General features: G+C 37.6%; 2 protein-coding genes. Both read right to left on the bottom strand.

From position 1 onward, the window contains the following. Window positions 1-706 (bottom strand): transketolase (locus tag AC29Z1_RS16920; RefSeq protein WP_488272620.1); only part of this gene is annotated, 706 nt, incomplete at its 3' end. 19 nt (window positions 707-725) lie between these two features. Next, window positions 726-958, bottom strand: a 233-nt coding sequence (locus AC29Z1_RS16925; protein WP_488272621.1) for a hypothetical protein, incomplete at its 5' end; no start/stop codon positions are given.

Here is a 958-nt window from a genome sequence, read left to right on the forward strand (position 1 = left end):
GAGCTATTATAGCAGTTGGACGCTGTGCAACTGCTTTAGCCATATTACATGCATTAATAATTTCTTCAATATTATGACCATCTATTTCTATAACATACCAGTTAAAACTTTCAAGTTTTTCTCTCAAAGGTTCTAAAGGCATAATTTGTTCAGTTGTTCCGTCAATTTGAATATTATTGCGGTCTATAATCCATGTGAGATTGTTGAGATTGTATTTTGGCGCAGCCATCGCCGCTTCCCAGATCTGACCTTCGTTTAATTCGCCGTCACTCGTAAGGCAGTATATCCGGTGTATCCTTCCATCTATTTGTGCTGCCATTGCCATGCCAATAGCTTGGGATAAACCCTGGCCCAGAGGACCGCTGGAATTTTCAATACCTATTTTGGTATTTCTGTGCGGATGCCCCTGCAAGGTTCCGTTGATTTTCCGAAGTGTTTTTAGCTCATTTTTCGGAAGTATTTCTTTTAATGCCAATGTTGTATACCATACTGGGCAAATATGACCGTTTGATAATATAAATTTGTCTTCGCCCTGGAGAATTTCAAAATAAAGAGCGGAAAATATATCGGCTGTTCCCAAAGAGCCGGCACTGTGCCCCGACTTTGCTTCAACAAGTGCTTTTATGACTTCTTCTCTTATTTTAATGGCTGTTCTTTCGAGATCTAAAAATTTAACGTTTTCACAGTATCTTTTAACTTTGGGCATTGATGTGAGTATATAGGGTTTAAATGATGTGTTCAAGATTTTGGTTTGTGAAAAAGATAGTATTGACTGAAATATTCAAACTGTACAACCCACCGTCTCTGAATTCATTTACTATTTCAATCCAAAAAGCATCAATTTGACGAGTATTATTAAGTAGTGATAATCTCCAATTACGTGGGAAGTAAACAAATAGAGTAGGTAAGGTTTTTTGCAAAAATTTAATAAGGGGGACATATATTCGCCGGGAGAGCG

The organism is Sporomusa sp., assembly GCF_057736855.1.